The organism is Novosphingobium anseongense (assembly GCF_037482895.1).
GTDB lineage: Bacteria > Pseudomonadota > Alphaproteobacteria > Sphingomonadales > Sphingomonadaceae > Novosphingobium > Novosphingobium anseongense.
On sequence record NZ_JBBHJZ010000003.1, the window covers coordinates 19,902 to 33,572 of the forward strand.

A 13,671-nucleotide genomic window follows, 5' to 3' on the forward strand; every position below is an offset into this window, starting at 1 on the left:
ATAAAACCAATCAAACGTGTCGTTCGCACCGTCGACACGGGCTTGCGGGAGCGGTGGGCATCATCGGTCGAACTGCCCTTTCCAGGCCGCGATGGCCTCGAACGGCAGCGACAGGGCGATCGGCTCGGAGCCCTTGATCCAGCTCTCGATGCTGGAAAGGTCTTCGCGCTCGACCGTCGGCAGGCCGGTGTCGCGCGAGATTTCGACGGCACGATTGTCGACTGTCACGATCAGCGCGCGCGTCTTGTGCTGCAGGGCCAAAACCCCGCAGTGCAGCCGCAGGCCGACATAGTCGAGGTTGTCGCGGCGCAGCAGGTCGGCGACGTCTGCGAGGCTCGGCTTGACGATGCGGACCGCGCCGCTCTGCAGGTGGTCGCTGCCGATCTCGATCAGATATTCCATGTCGTCGAACATCTGCGGCCAGAAGTGGACGGTCTTATAGCTGCGCACGAGCAGGTCGAGGATCGCCCGATCGGCCACCGGGTTACGCAGATAGGCGGTGAGCGCGAACAGCACTTCGTCGGCGCGCGTGGTCGGAACCGTGGTCATGTGCTCGGGCGTCAGCCGCCACATTGTCGGGCAGCCGGTGTAAACGACGTTGCCGATGCCCGAACGCTTGAGCTTCTCGTCGGTGTAGCGGTCGCGCACCGAATGGAGGTATTCGCCGTCGAACAGGCGGCGGTGGATGCGGTTGGTTACCGGGTCGGGGTCGCGCTGGTACTTGTGCCAGCCCACGCCCATCAGGATCAGCGGCTTCACGCGCAGCACGTCGCTGAGTGACAGCTTGATCTGGTGATAGCGCAGCCAGTGACTGGCGATGATGTTGGTGCCGCCGACGAAGGCGTGGTCGCATTCGGCGGCCTTCTGGATGCCGTGCTTGCCCGGATAGTCGTGCGACGGGATGCCGGTGAAGAAGCCGTGCGGAAAGATCTCGCGCAGGTGATCGTGCACCGCGTTCATGATGATCTGATCGCCGAGATTGTCGGTCGTATAGGAAGAATCGTAGAGCGTGATCCGCTTGAGCACCGGCTGGCCGCTGCGCGGATCGAGCGGATAGGCTTTGTCGAACTGGGTCTGGCTGTTCATGCGTGGACTCCCGCGAGCGGCTGGGCCCGGATCGCTTCGGGCGCGCCTGCCAGAATCTTCTCGAAGACCGACAGCGCCTCGTGGCTCAGAGTGGTCTTGGCGAAGCGTCCGGTGGCGGCGAGGGCATTGGCGCGTAGGGGCGCGAGCTGCGCCGGATCGGCGAGCAGTCCGGCAATCGCCGTACGCCAGGCGGAGACGCTTCCGGCCTCGACCAGCAGGCCGTTCTCGCCATGCTGGACCAGCTCGGGAATGCCGCCCTTGTCGCTGCCCATGACCGGCAGCCCCTGGATCAGCGCCTGGATGATCACGCCCGGCGAATTCTCGTTCCAGATCGAGGGCACGAGCAGCAGGTCGCTGTTCTCCATGCGGTCCGCGACGTCCTGCAAGGAGACGTGGCCGGCAAAGCGCGCCCAGGGCTTGTCGCCATAGCGCGCGCGCCACTCGGCCTCGTCCGGGCCCGAGCCGAGAATGTCGAGCGTGAAGTCGAGCGCGGGGTCGAGCCCGTCGAGCGCTTCGAGCAGGACCTGGACGCCCTTCGACGAATGGAGCCGCCCGACATAGAGCAGCCGCACCGTATCGGCCTCTTCGCGTCCGACCGTGGGGCTGGGGTACTCGTTGGGATTGAGCACCCGGTGGCACGGATATTCGCCGACCGGCTGGAAGCTCTGCAGCTTCTGGAGATTGGCGGTGGAGGGCGAGATGAAGCCGAGGTGCTCCATGCTGCGCAGATAGCGCATCTTCACCCCGGCGCTGGCGCGGCAGGGCGTGCACAGGCCGTTGCACTCCTTGCCGTCGACGAACATCGACATGCGCACACAGGTCAGCCCCAAGTCGTGAAGCGTGAACACCGCCGGGATACCGCGTCGGCCGATCGCGGTCATGGCGTTGTAGCCGAGGCCCTGGATGTACTGGATGTTGACGAAGTCCGGGCGCACGTCGTCGAGCACGCGGTCCATCAACGCTACGTTGCGCGGGTCGAACAGGTCCTGGAGATGCCAGAGCGGCTTCTTCCAGCCGGGCGCGTCGCCCGCGTCGAACGGCGAATAGGCGCGCGGCGGCGAGACGCGGTAGATCCGGCAGCCGTCTTCGATCGCGCCCCAGGTTTCCTGTGCGGGATCGGGCGTCGTGGTCAGCACCGAGACCTCGTGCCCCTCGCCCGCGAGCCAGGTGGCCAGGTTGTGCGCGCAGATCTCGGCCCCCCCGCGGACGAAGGGTGGATAGAGCGACGAGATCATCAGAATGCGCATGGGTGCGGTCGGTCCTTCAGATGACGGCGTTGGAAAGCGGTTTGGCGGCGGTCTTGCCCATCGGCTTGGCCGGCGCGCCGACGGCGGTGGCGCCGGCGGGGATGTCGTTGAGCACGACCGCATTGGCACCGATCGAGGCATTCGGGCCGATCGTCACGTCGCCGACGATCACGGCACCCGCGGCCAGGTAGACCCCATCGCCGATCACCGGGATGCCGCCGGCGGCGCGCGAGCGCTTGCCGATGGTGACGTTCTGGAGGATCGTCACGCCGTCGCCCATCGCGCATTCGCCGACGACGATGCCGTAGGGATGGGGCACGTAAAGGCCGTGGCCCACGCTGGCGGCGATGGCGATCTCGGCGCCGAAGCTGCGGCAGGTCCACCACCACCAGACCCGGCCCATGGCGCGGCCGACCACCGGCAGGCGGTAGAGCCGGTCCTGGATGCGGCGCGCCAGCACGAACTGGAAGCCCGGCATCAGGAAGATCATGCGCAGCGCGAACTTCCAGGTCACGTTGCGACCTTCGGCCGCGGCATAGCGCGCCAGGTCGCTGCGCACGGCGGCGCGGAACGACGGCCGCGGCGGTGTCGGGGGGCGGCCGTGCATCATCCGACGATCAATTCAAGGGTTCGCTCGGCGCAGTTGCGCCAGTTGAACGCCTTGGCTCGCTCTCGCCCCTTCAGTCTTATGCTTTTTGCCAGATTTTCATCGTCGAGCAGGGCTTCGACCTGGCTCGCGATCGAGGCGACGTCCTCTGCATCGCAGTATATTGCTGCATCGCCGCATCGCTCGAGCAGCGACGGGATCGTCGAGGAAACCACGGGCACGCCGCAGGCCATGGCTTCGATCGGCGGCAGCGGCGAAGCCTCGTAGAGCGAGGGAAACATGAACACGCTCGCGCCTTTGTAATACTGCACGAGGCGGTCGGTGTCGTTGATCTGGCCGGCGAAGATGATCTTGTCCGCGATGTCGGGATCGATCGTCAGATCGGACTGCTCGAGCGAGGCGGCCGTGCCGCCGACGAAGACCGTGCGCTGGCCGCGCCGGCGCGCCAGATCGCAGGCGACCTCGAACATTCGCGGGAAATTCTTCCGCTTGCTGAGGCTGCCGACGTAGAGGACGTAGCCGGGTGCGGGATGATCGGGCGAGGCGCCTTCGGCATGGGTGTCGACCGCTTCCGAAAGGCCGCCGTTCTGGACCGCCGTGATCCGCGGCGTAATGTGCGGATAGCGCGCGGTTATGGCGGTTCGCTCCGAATTGGAGACGGTAATGACGTGGTCCGCGTGACGGAAGATCGTTGGCGTCAGGACGTTGTAGACCGCGCGGAATGGCAGGCTGTAGGCGGTCGGAAAATAGAGATAGGAGAGGTCGTGCACGCAGACGACGACGCGCGGCTTGCCCAGCAGAGACGCGATCGGCGCGGTGTTGCCCGGGCAGAACAGTGCATCGCCCTTGAAGGCGCGCGGCAGGACCATCTGCTCCCACGCATGGCCCGCAGCCGATCCGACACTGCGCACGGCGATGTTGCGATAGATCGGTGTTGGACCGTTCAGTTCAGGACAGAGAATCTCCAGGCTGACGTCGCTCCGCTCGTCGAGCAGGTCATCGAGCGCGCGAGTCACCTCGTGGGCATAGCGCTGCACACCGGTGACCGGTTGGGTCAAAAATCGGCCGTTGATAACGACATGCATCCAGATGAACGCCCTGATTCCAAGTGTGCGCAGCAAACGATTTATGCTGCACTGCACACTACAGGGCGCGGGTGAGCTCCGTCAGCCGATTTGCGCTGACCTGCCATGAATAGCCGGTAGCCCGAAGGCGGGCCGCGGCCGTTAATCTGGCGTGCAGGCTATCGTCGTCGAGCACCCGACGCATGGACTCGGCGATCGCGCGCTGGTCGTGCGGATCGAAATAGAGCGCGGCCTCGCCGCAGACTTCGCGAACGACGGGAATATGGCTCGCGAGCACCGGTATTCCCAGATGCATCGCCTCGAGCGGCGGGATGCCGAAACCTTCGTAGATGCTCGGGAAGACGAGCGCCTGCGCCCCCTTGTAGAGCGTCAGCAGCTCGCTGTCGGTGACGCGGCCGGCGAGGACGACCTTGCCTGGCAGATCGTGCGGCGTGTCGTTGGCGAAGACCCCCACCTTGGCGCCGACGATGACTAGCCGCTCGTCGGGCTTCGCGCAGTCGAGGAAGGCGCGGATCGCCATCGGGATGTTCTTGTTAGGCGCGAAAGACCCGACCATCAGCAGATAGCGCGCGCCGGCGAGGTCCAGTCTTGCGGCTATCGCAGGATCGGGGGCGATGCGATCGAGGTGATTGGCGGCGTTCGGGATCACCGCGACATGGGCTGGATCGAGCGCTAGGATCGCGGCGAGTTCGCCCCGGGAAAATTGCGATACCGAGGCGATCTGTGCACGCCTCGCCAGCACGCGGTCGAGCGTCTGATGGAACAGCCGATAGGCGCGCGAGAAGTGGTCGGGGTGGCGGAACACCCAGCCGTCGTGGAGCACCACGAGCGAGCGAGGGTGGAGCACCGGCCCCGAATTGCAGAGGTTGAGCAGCGTGCCGCTGCGTGCTGCCGCGAGCAATTCGATCTGTTCCCAGGCATGTCCGTTCAATCGGCCGACCGTGGCGAACCCCATGTTCTGCAGCCAGTCCGGGCGCGCGACGTCGCGCGGTGCCAGCAGGCAGAAAGTCTCGGCGCGGGGCGTGGCGTCGAGCGCCCGAACGATCTCGATCGCGAAGCGCTCGACGCCGGTTACGGTGCGGGTGAGGAACCGCCCGTTGATATAGATCACGCCTCGCTCCGCGCCGGCATGGGCAGCGGTTCGCCCGCGCCGGCTTCGCTCCGCACGATGCCGCGCAGATGGATCAGCCGCGACACGATCAGGATCGCCGCGGTCGCCGCCGCGCCCAGGCCGCTGCCGATCAGGCCGAACAGCGAAATGCCGACAAAGGCGCAGGCCAGCGACAGAAACACGCCCGCGACGTTGCTCGCCGCGTAGTAGCGATCGCGCCCGCTGCTGGTGATGCACACGTTGAGCAGGTCCGATCCCGCGCGCAGCACCGAGGCCAGCAGCAGGCAGCCGAACAGTTCGCGCTCGCGTGGGAAATGGCCGCTCTTGTCGAACAGGAAGACCAGCTCCATCGCCACGAACATCAGCGCCGCCAAGCCGAACGCGACGACGATCGCCTTGAGCAGCTCGCTCTTCACCAGCCGGGCCCAAAGACCCATGTCGCGCTGACCATAGGCCTTGACCAGACGTGGCAGCGCCAGTTGGACCACCGAGGCCTGCATCAGGGTCTGCAGCGCGTTCGCGAGCGACCAATAGAAGGTGTAGATGCCCGTCGCGGTCAGGCCGAGCAGGCCCGAGACCATGTAGCGGTCGAGATAGATCAGCCCGACGATGCCCAGGTCGCTGAGGTAGATGTACCAAGAGCGGCCGAGGCGATCACGGATCCAGCCGCGGTCGATCGGCTCGGCGAGCCGCGCCCAGACAGGCCATTCGCGCAGGAAGCGGGCCATCAGTGCCAAGCTCAGCAGGTGGCCGCCGATCCAGAAGGCGCAGAGCGCGTCGAGCGAGCGCCACGCGGGCCAGGCCATGCCTGCGGCCACCGCGATCGGCACCCAGAGCGCCGAGCGCACGAAGACCACGACATTGGCCTGGGTCGCCAGCTCGAGCCCGATCAGTGGCAGGTAGAGATCGAGCGCGAGCGTCTCGAGCCAGATCAGCGCCAGGACCAGCAGCCAGAGCGGGTGCCATTCGATTCCCATGGAGGCCGCGCCCACCGCGGCCAGGATCGTCAGCAGGCTCAGCGAAACGAAGGTTACCGTCAGCCGGGTCTTGACCAGGCGGGCGGCGTCGTCGGGCGTGCGGCCGACGACCTCGCGCGCCACGAAATAGTTGAGTCCCCAGCCGATCAGCGCCGGCGCGACGCCCACAGCGCCGAGCAGCAGGCCGTAGATGCCCGCGGATTGCAGCCCAAGGTAGCTTACGACGTAGAACGAAAGGCCGAAGCGGAATGCCAGGGTGGCTGCACGCAGGACGAGGTTGAGACCTCCCCCTGTGGCCAATCGGCGAAGGCGCGATGTTATCATGCCGGGGCTTTCTCTGCCATGCGTGGCTCCTTCTCAACCCCTCGGCGGGGCATCCGCCGATAGCCTGCGTCAACGTACCGCACGCCGGCTTGCGAGAGCCGTTCCTATTGTATAACGCCCCATGGTGCAATGCAGCATAAACATTGTTGATTGAAGATCGGGCAATCTTCTATGAAGATATTGATCGTTGGTAAGTTCTATAGCCCGTTCAGGGGTGGAATTGAAGAAGTTACCCAGATAGTTGCTGAATATTCTGCTCGATATCATGATGTGACGGTTTTGGTTAATAACCATGAAGCGGGAGAGTCGAAGGAGGTTTTAAATGGCGTTACGGTAATCCGGCGCAACCAGAACTTCTTTTTAAAAGGCCAGCCCATCTCGTTCGGTATGTTCCGCGAGGTCCGCTTCGCCGACTACGACCTGATCAATTTCCACTCCCCGAACCCGTTCACCACGGCGCTGTTCCTGATGCGCGGGCTGGGCCAGAAGGTTCCGCCGGTGGTGGTGATACACCACATGGAAATCTTCGGTCGCAAGCTCCTGCGGGCGCTGTCGTTGCCCTTCGTGCGGCATCTGATACGCCGGGCCGAGACCGTCATCGTGACGTCCAAGAAAAACCTCGACGTGTCGCGCGATCTGCCGCGACAGGCGAACTACCAGGTCGTTCCGCTCGGCATCAAGCCGGAGGAATACGTGCTCGATGCCGAACTGATCGGAGAGGCGAAGGCCTGGCGCCGCGAACTGTCGGGCGATGCGCCGCTGGTCGGCTTCGTCGGCCGGATCGCACGCTACAAGGGCCTGGGAGTCCTGCTTCGCGCCTTGGTCACACTGCCGGGCGTTCATGCCGTAATCGGCGGCACCGGCGAATACTTCGACGAGATCCAGCGCATCGCGCGCGAACTGAACATCACCGACCGCGTGCACTTTCTCGGGCGGATCTCGCATCGCGAGAAGCTGCGCCTGCTCGCCGCGATAGACGTCTTCGCATTTCCCTCGAACGAGATCACCGAGGCCTTCGGGCTTTCGCAGGTCGAAGCGATGATCTGCGGCGCGCCCGTGGTCGCGACCAACCTGCCGACGGGCGTCACCGACGTGTCGATCGATCGGGTGACCGCCCTGCTCGCGGAGCCGGGCGACGTTGCCTCATTTGCGCACTGTTTGCGGACGATGCTCGATGATCCCAGGCTGGCCGCCGATCTGGCGGCGAGGGCCAAGGTGCACGTCATGGAGAACCTGACTGCCGACAAGGTTTCTGCGCGAACGCTGGAAGTGTTTCATGCTGCGATAAAATGAGAGAGGCCATGGACGGTACGAGAGATCCGCCGGCCAGCGTGAAGGGCAAGAAGGTCCTTCATGTCTGCGACACGGTGGCGGGTGGGACGGGGACATATCTGACCGAACTGCTCACGCGCCAGCTCGAGCTCTACGGCGCCGGCAACGTGATCCTGTTCATCCCGCAGGATCACGAGCACTATCTCGAGCCCGACCTGCGCAATTCGGCGGTGACGCTGGAATTCTTCAGGCGTCCCGGGCGCTATCGCGGGCTCGCCAACCTTTCTTTGCGCTACCGGGAAGTCTGGAACCGGCATCGTCCCGATGTCGTTCACGCGCATTCGACGGGCGCGGGCCTGGTGACGCGCCTCTTTCCCCGACCCAGCAAGGGTGTCCTCGTCTATTGTGCGCATGGCTGGACCTTCGAGATGTCGAAGCGCCCGACGATGCGCAAGCTGTTCGCCATGCTCGAGCGGGTGCTGTCGCGCCGCGCCGATCACATCATCGCAATCTCGCAGTACGAATATGACCGCGGGCTGGAAATCGGGATCGACCAGCAGAAGATCAGCACGATCCTGAACGGCATCACGCAGACGCCGCCCGCGGTCGCGCCGGCCGACTGGGACGACGACCGGCTCAAGCTGTTGTTCGTCGGGCGCTTCGATCGGCAGAAGGGGCTGGATGTCCTGCTCGAGGCGGCCGAGCCGCTGGTCGATCGCGTCTGCATCCGCGCGGTCGGCGATCATGTCGTCGATCCGCGCTCGCCGGCAGTGGCTGAAAGGCCCGGCGCCAGCTTCCTGGGATGGATGAGCCGCGAGGAGGTCACGGCGCAGATGCTCAGCGCCGACGTGCTCGTCATTCCCTCACGCTGGGAAGGTTTCGGCCTCGTCGCGGTGGAGGCCATGCGCTGCAAACTTCCCGTCGCCGGGTCGGCGGTAGGCGGATTGAACGAGATTCTCGAAAGCGGTCTCTACGGTTTCATGTTCCCTTCGGACAACGTCCTCGCACTGCGGCGCTTCCTGGGCGAGGTGACGCAGGAGCAGCTCGCCGACTATCGCGATCGCGCCTACGAACACTTCCTGTTGAACTACACCGCCGAACGCCTCGTCGCCGAGATCGACGGGCTCTACGATCGGCTACTGATCGCCGGGCGGCCCTAGAGGCACTGACTCGTATTGGGTCGTGGCGATACCTTGCAGTCCCATTGCGCAGTCTCATCACCCCCGGCGATCCGGCGATAGCGGAATGCGAGCGCGGTGCTGGCGGTACCGGCGGAGGCATCGCGCGTGGCCAGGACTTCGCACGTTGCGAGGCCGCGGCAGAGCGCCAGCGCGCTTAGTGCATAGCTGCTCGCGCCGGCCGAGCCCGATACCCGCATGACGAACTTTCCGCCGGCCGGGTCACGCCGAACGACGCTGTGGCTCGCCAGGGCCCGCGTGCCCGAGCCGACGTCCTTGGGGAAGTTTTTCCCTTGTGCCGCATAGTCGGTCGCTTCCCGGCTGGCGGGTGTCGGAACCGCTGCGAGGCCTGCAACCTGCGGAGCCGAACCAGAGGCATGCGCCGGCGAGAGTGCGGCCATCAGCGGTTCGGAGGCCTCGACCGCGAAAGTGTGGCGCGCGAAGGCCTGCGGCCGGCCGAAGCTGCCGGGCCAGCGGAAGAAGAGGTGGGTGCCGACCTGGGTCAGCTTTTCCATCTTCGGGCTCCACTTCGCCACGACCCAGTCGGTGTGATAGTGCGTGGCAACGCCGACGCGCGGGTCGACGAAGCCCGACAGCGCGTTTTCGGCAAGTGCCTGGGCCTTGATCCATTGCGCGGGCGAAGGCCGCCGGCGCGCCATCGAGCCATCGCAGGTGAACGAGAACTGGCAGCCCGTCCTGCGTTCCGAACCCTGAAAGACGGTCGAGCAGATATCGGCAGGGAAGGCCGGATGCCGGGCGCGGTTGAGGATGACTTGGACGACGCTGCTCTGGCCGATCGCATCGTTGCCGGCCTCGTACCAAGCTCCGGCCGCCAGGCAGTCGCGCGCGCGCGAGCGCGCCTGGGCATCGCCGCGAAACACGAAAGGCCGCGCCAGGGCGATGGGGCCGGTGGCAAAAGGCTGGCGCTCGTTCTGCGCGCGTGCCGCGTCGGGGCCGATCGGCAGGATTTCGAGCGTCTCGACGGGAGGAAGCAGGGGCGGGGCCTTGGTCGAAACGGTGGCCGTTGGGCCAGCGCCTCGTGCCGAGATCCCGGTTCGGTCGGGCATCGTCAGATACAGCGCGGTGCCGACGAGTGCCGACAGAACGAGAGCCAGGACGATCCATGGTCCCCGACGCGATCCTTTGCGCCATTGCCGGTCCAACACCGGCCGGGACGACGACGAGGCCGCGAAGCCGGGTCGTTTCCCGGCGGAGTCTCCCGCGGGCGGCGCGAACGTGGGGCGGGAGAGGGTTGTGGCCTGCGCCATCGATCGGGGCCGTGAGGCCCTGCGCCCGCTCAGTAGGCGTTCGGGTGCCAGACCACCCGCGCCGTGTTGACCAGGATCGCGACGTCGCGCCAGATGTTCCAGCCCTGGATATATTCCATGTCGGCATGGAGGCGGTCGGTGAGATCCGACGTGGTGACAGTGTTGCCGCGCAGGCCGCGGACCTGTGCCAGACCGGTGATCCCCGGCTTGAGCTGGTGGCGCAGCCAATAGGTCTCGTCCACCTGCCAGAACAGCTTCTCGCCGGCGAGCGAGCCCAGCGCGTGCGGCCTCGGGCCGACGAGGCTCATGTCGCCGAGCAGCACGTTGAGCAGCTGCGGCAATTCGTCGATGCTGGTGGCGCGGATGAAGCGGCCGAGCCGGGTGATGCGATCGTCGTCGCGCGCAGTCGAACGATTGCCCGAGGCGTCGCAGCTCTCGACCTTCATGCTGCGGAACTTGAGCACTTCGAACAGGCGGTTGCTGCGTCCGACGCGCTGCTGGCGGAAGAAGATCGGGCCGGGGGAATCGATCTTGATGGCGATAGCCACGAGAACCATGGGCACGAACAGCGCGATGATCATCGGTACGGTCACGGCGATGTCGAGCATGCGCTTCTGCATGCGGTGCGCGAGGCTCAGCGGCTGGCGCGCGACCTGGAGCGTGTCCTGGCCGTGGAACTTGCCCATGCCGATGGCGCCCAGGTGGTTCGCCTGCTCGACGAAGATCTCGCCGTTGATGTTCGCGCCCTTGAGCATGAGCGACCAGGCGCGGTGATGTTCGGGCTGGCTGTCGATCAGCACGCGATCGAACGCGGAAACGACCGTGCCGAACAGGTGCATCGTATAGGGATCGTGAAGATCGGGGATCAGATTGGCGCGGTCGGCATCAAGGATGATCGCACCCTTGCGCTCGATGCTCGGGGACTTGCCATGGACGATGATGAGTTCGTCGATGAGAGTGCCGTTCGCTGCTCGCCGGGCGTAAATCGGGAAAAGGCCGCGCCCGATCACCAGGAACACCGTGCTCGTCACCGCGGCAATGCCGAAGTTCAGCCGCGATATCTCGCTGCTGTCCTTGAAGAAGAAGGCAACCGTCAGGATGATCAATAGCGACATCGAAAGCGAGATAAGGCCGTCCCGCACCGCGCACAGGCTGCTGCCGAGCGTCTCGATCGAATACCCGCCACGGAGCATCGACAGGATCGCATAGATCAAGAAGATCGCGGTAGAGCTGTAGAAATTGCTGGATGGAAACCCTGCGGCCGATGCGATTATGTTCGGAACCAGGGGCGCGGCGATGAGAAGAAACATGTCGAGCGCAAATAACTCTATGTAGAGCTTTAGCCGCAACGTCTTCTTCGACAGGCCTCCGGCGCGATTGGGGATCGCCGCCAAGGCGTCTGCGTCGATCTCAATGTGATGCTGAACCGTCACAGTAGCTCCGCGATTGTCTCGACCCGTAGAAACTGCAATTTGTGCAGTGCAGCGAGATTAGCTCGCTCGGGACGCGAATGCTAGGACCCGACCACTCGGGTTGTCCGCAGTAAGGGCACAAGTGAGCGCAGGCTTCCTGACGCCCAGATGAACGAAGCTGGTCGACTCGTTAAACGCCTGCAGCGGCGAGACCGGTCAGAATATCAGGAAATAGAGCCCGATGAGGACGCCGATCATGGCCAGCGGCCCGGCGGCACGCGACACGAATTGAACGACGGCTTCGGCCTGTTCGAGCGGCGGCTTCTCGGCGGGGGGCGGCGGCGTTCGGGAAGGCTTCGCAAAGACGCCCGGGGTCGGGACGTCGCGGTTTGCCGAACCTTCTGCCATCGTATCGTCGGACGGCAATGCGTCGCCGCCGTGCAGATCACGCTGCACCATGCCCAACCCTTCCATGCATCCCGAATCCCGCAATCGGGACTATCAGCCGCAAATAGCCGAAAAGCGCACAGCTGACCATTGAAAATGCACGGTTCGTCGGCCCCGGCTTGGCACAGGTGCCGTCAAAGCGGGGTTAGATCGCGAGCCAGCCCAGCAGAGTGACCGTGCCGAGCAACGCGACGATGCCTGCGCCGCGAGAGACGGCTTGGATAAGCTGTTCCTTAAGCGGGAGCTCGACCGTACGCCCAGCCGTGGCGACCATGGCTCCCCGCCGCGCACGACCGGCCTCCGCGATGGCTACGGCAATCTTGTCTTGGGCGCTCATGATGTTCCTCGGCAATGCGATGACCTCGCCGCCTGATACCGGCCAAACGTCGCGCTTCGGTGGAGGTCTGTGGTTAAAATCGCCTTATCGCGGCGATGGGGCGCCTCGTCGCAGGCGGCGCCACGGTTGCGACCAGACAAGGCTGGGCGAATTCGTCGAGCCGGGCGGATGTTGCGTCGCGGTGCGAGAGGGGCTTGTTTTCGCGTCGTGCTGCTGTGCTAAGTCGCAGGCATGAGCGAAAAGATCCCCGTACTCGTCACCGGCGGCGCCGGTTATATCGGCAGCCATGCCGTCCTTGCGCTGACCGACGCCGGCTGGCCCGTCGCCGTGATCGACAACCTGTCGACCGGTTTTCGGTGGGCCGTGCCCGAGGGCGTGGCCTTCTACGAAGGCGACATCGAGGACGCCGATCTGCTCGCGCGGATTTTCGCCGAGCAGGGCACCCGCGCGATCATGCATTTCGCCGGTTCGATCATCGTGCCCGAATCTGTCGAGAACCCGCTCAAATATTATCACAACAACACCGCCAAGAGCCGCAGCCTGCTCGCCGCCGCGGTGGCAGCGGGGGTGCCGCACTTCATCTTCAGTTCGACCGCGGCGACCTATGGCATCCCAGAAGTCTCCCCCGTGACCGAGGCGTCGCCCAAGCTGCCGATCAATCCCTATGGCATGTCGAAGCTGATGACCGAGATGATGCTCGCCGATACCGCCGCCGCGCATCCGCTCAACTTCTGCGCCTTGCGCTATTTCAACGTCGCCGGTGCCGATCCACTGGCACGCAGTGGGCAATCGACAGCGGGCGCGACTCACTTGATCAAGGTCGCGGTCGAGGCGGCGCTGGGCAAACGCTCGCACGTCGGCGTGTTCGGCAGCGACTATGCCACGCCCGACGGCACCGGCGTGCGCGACTACATCCACGTTTCGGACCTCGCGGCCGCTCACGTCCTTGCGCTCGGCGCGTTGATCGCAGAGCCTGCGCGCTCGCTGACGATGAATTGCGGCTATGGCCGCGGCTTCTCGGTGCTCGAAGTGCTCGATGCGGTCGACCGCGTCACCGGACAAACCATCGAGCGCCAGATCGGCCCACGCCGCGCCGGCGATCCCGACAGCCTGATCGCCGACAACACGCAGATTCGCGCGACCCTGCCCTGGGTGCCGCAGCACGCGGATCTCGATACGATCGTCGAACATGCCCTGGCCTGGGAGCGCCGACTGTCCGAACGCGCCTGATATCGCCTGCGCGCCGGTGATCCCGCCCGGGCGATGCCGTCGACCGCGCTTCGATTGCCGTTGATCTGACCGTTCTCTTAGCGCAGACCT

At 65.2% G+C, this 13,671-nt stretch carries 13 protein-coding genes; 3 read left to right on the forward strand and 10 right to left on the reverse strand.

Annotation, left to right across the window (positions count from 1 at the left end; genetic code table 11):
• Positions 1-60: 60 nt before the first annotated feature.
• Genes WG901_RS14105 through WG901_RS14130 form a run of 6 tightly spaced genes read right to left on the reverse strand, consistent with a single transcriptional unit; the run spans position 61 to position 6,413 of the window.
• Complete coding sequence (locus WG901_RS14105; RefSeq protein ID WP_339587733.1) at positions 61-1,086, reverse strand: polysaccharide pyruvyl transferase family protein; 1,026 nt, start codon at positions 1,084-1,086, stop codon at positions 61-63.
• Positions 1,083-2,333, reverse strand: coding sequence for a glycosyltransferase family 4 protein (locus WG901_RS14110; protein WP_339587734.1), 1,251 nt, complete (start codon positions 2,331-2,333; stop codon positions 1,083-1,085). Before WG901_RS14110 ends, WG901_RS14105 begins: the two co-directional genes overlap by 4 nt.
• A 16-nt stretch (positions 2,334-2,349) precedes the next feature.
• Complete coding sequence (gene epsC, locus WG901_RS14115; protein ID WP_339587735.1) at positions 2,350-2,940, reverse strand: serine O-acetyltransferase EpsC; 591 nt, start codon at positions 2,938-2,940, stop codon at positions 2,350-2,352.
• On the reverse strand, positions 2,940-4,025 hold the full coding sequence (locus WG901_RS14120) for a glycosyltransferase family 4 protein (RefSeq protein WP_339587736.1): 1,086 nt from the start codon (positions 4,023-4,025) through the stop codon (positions 2,940-2,942). Before WG901_RS14120 ends, epsC begins: the two co-directional genes overlap by 1 nt.
• A 58-nt stretch (positions 4,026-4,083) precedes the next feature.
• Positions 4,084-5,136, reverse strand: coding sequence for a glycosyltransferase family 4 protein (locus WG901_RS14125; RefSeq protein ID WP_339587737.1), 1,053 nt, complete (start codon positions 5,134-5,136; stop codon positions 4,084-4,086).
• Complete coding sequence (locus tag WG901_RS14130; RefSeq protein ID WP_339587738.1) at positions 5,133-6,413, reverse strand: lipopolysaccharide biosynthesis protein; 1,281 nt, start codon at positions 6,411-6,413, stop codon at positions 5,133-5,135. The genes WG901_RS14125 and WG901_RS14130 overlap by 4 nt, the downstream gene beginning before the upstream one ends.
• Positions 6,414-6,608: 195 nt before the next feature.
• On the opposite strand from WG901_RS14130, the gene WG901_RS14135 reads away from it, so the two are divergent.
• Entirely contained in the window at positions 6,609-7,730 is a 1,122-nt protein-coding gene (locus WG901_RS14135; protein WP_339587739.1) for a glycosyltransferase, read from the forward strand.
• A gap of 8 nt (positions 7,731-7,738) precedes the next feature.
• Complete coding sequence (locus WG901_RS14140) at positions 7,739-8,869, forward strand: glycosyltransferase family 4 protein (protein ID WP_339587740.1); 1,131 nt, start codon at positions 7,739-7,741, stop codon at positions 8,867-8,869.
• Here the strand turns inward: WG901_RS14140 and WG901_RS14145 are convergent.
• The 4 genes from WG901_RS14145 to WG901_RS14160 form a co-directional block, all read right to left on the reverse strand.
• On the reverse strand, positions 8,866-9,954 hold the full coding sequence (locus WG901_RS14145; protein WP_339587741.1) for a cell wall hydrolase: 1,089 nt from the start codon (positions 9,952-9,954) through the stop codon (positions 8,866-8,868). The genes WG901_RS14140 and WG901_RS14145 overlap by 4 nt on opposite strands.
• Positions 9,955-10,184: 230 nt before the next feature.
• Positions 10,185-11,465, reverse strand: coding sequence for an exopolysaccharide biosynthesis polyprenyl glycosylphosphotransferase (locus tag WG901_RS14150; RefSeq protein ID WP_339587742.1), 1,281 nt, complete (start codon positions 11,463-11,465; stop codon positions 10,185-10,187).
• A 318-nt stretch (positions 11,466-11,783) separates the two neighbouring features.
• Positions 11,784-12,041: a hypothetical protein gene (locus tag WG901_RS14155; protein ID WP_339587743.1), complete on the reverse strand. Its 258-nt coding sequence runs from the start codon at positions 12,039-12,041 to the stop codon at positions 11,784-11,786.
• A gap of 118 nt (positions 12,042-12,159) precedes the next feature.
• Entirely contained in the window at positions 12,160-12,351 is a 192-nt protein-coding gene (locus WG901_RS14160; RefSeq protein ID WP_339587744.1) for a hypothetical protein, read from the reverse strand.
• A 231-nt stretch (positions 12,352-12,582) separates the two neighbouring features.
• On the opposite strand from WG901_RS14160, the gene galE reads away from it, so the two are divergent.
• A complete protein-coding gene (gene galE, locus WG901_RS14165) occupies positions 12,583-13,581 on the forward strand; it encodes a UDP-glucose 4-epimerase GalE (protein ID WP_339587745.1) in 999 nt (332 codons plus the stop codon).
• Positions 13,582-13,671 lie beyond the last annotated feature (90 nt).

Excerpts from the sequence above, each read along its gene's own strand:
- WG901_RS14155 (WP_339587743.1), bottom strand. The coding sequence starts at position 12,041 with ATGGAAGGGTTGGGCATGGTGCAGCGTGATCTGCACGGCGGCGACGCA.
- epsC (WP_339587735.1), bottom strand. The coding sequence starts at position 2,940 with ATGCACGGCCGCCCCCCGACACCGCCGCGGCCGTCGTTCCGCGCCGCC.
- WG901_RS14145 (WP_339587741.1), bottom strand. The coding sequence starts at position 9,954 with ATGCCCGACCGAACCGGGATCTCGGCACGAGGCGCTGGCCCAACGGCC.
- galE (WP_339587745.1), top strand. The coding sequence starts at position 12,583 with ATGAGCGAAAAGATCCCCGTACTCGTCACCGGCGGCGCCGGTTATATC.
- WG901_RS14160 (WP_339587744.1), bottom strand. The coding sequence starts at position 12,351 with ATGAGCGCCCAAGACAAGATTGCCGTAGCCATCGCGGAGGCCGGTCGT.
- WG901_RS14150 (WP_339587742.1), bottom strand. The coding sequence starts at position 11,465 with ATGTTTCTTCTCATCGCCGCGCCCCTGGTTCCGAACATAATCGCATCG.
- WG901_RS14120 (WP_339587736.1), bottom strand. The coding sequence starts at position 4,025 with ATGCATGTCGTTATCAACGGCCGATTTTTGACCCAACCGGTCACCGGT.
- WG901_RS14105 (WP_339587733.1), bottom strand. The coding sequence starts at position 1,086 with ATGAACAGCCAGACCCAGTTCGACAAAGCCTATCCGCTCGATCCGCGC.
- WG901_RS14135 (WP_339587739.1), top strand. The coding sequence starts at position 6,609 with ATGAAGATATTGATCGTTGGTAAGTTCTATAGCCCGTTCAGGGGTGGA.
- WG901_RS14140 (WP_339587740.1), top strand. The coding sequence starts at position 7,739 with ATGGACGGTACGAGAGATCCGCCGGCCAGCGTGAAGGGCAAGAAGGTC.
- WG901_RS14110 (WP_339587734.1), bottom strand. The coding sequence starts at position 2,333 with ATGCGCATTCTGATGATCTCGTCGCTCTATCCACCCTTCGTCCGCGGG.